The sequence below is a fragment of the Streptomyces sp. NRRL WC-3549 genome (assembly GCF_000721935.1).
Lineage (GTDB): Bacteria > Actinomycetota > Actinomycetes > Streptomycetales > Streptomycetaceae > Streptomyces.
Window position 1 is genome coordinate 144,980 of sequence record NZ_KL585391.1, and the last position, 299, is coordinate 145,278.

Genomic DNA, 299 nt, shown 5'->3' on the forward strand with positions numbered 1-299 from the left:
AGCAGCGGCAGCGGGTGTCCGGCGCTGGCCACGGTGCAGCGGACCCCGCCGCCGGGGAGCGGCACGAGGTCGCCGTAGAGCAGGGAGAGGAAGCGGGACTGGGAGCCGTCCTGGAGCTGCTGCCCGCCCGCCGCGGCGACCATCAGGGCGGCGGCCTCGGCCGCCTCCATGGCGTCGTCGAGCAGGAGCCGGTTGAGCCGCTCCAGGACCTCGCCGACGCGGAAGCCCTCCCGGGACAGCAGCCGCAGCCAGGGGCCTGTCTCTTATACACATCTCTGAGCGGGCTGGCAAGGCAGACC

Annotated in this window: 1 pseudogene; it reads right to left on the reverse strand. The window is 73.9% G+C overall.

Annotated elements, in window-relative coordinates:
* A pseudogene (locus IH13_RS42155) lies at positions 1–254 on the reverse strand (protein phosphatase); the annotation flags it as partial.
* Positions 255–299: the final 45 nt, after the last annotated feature.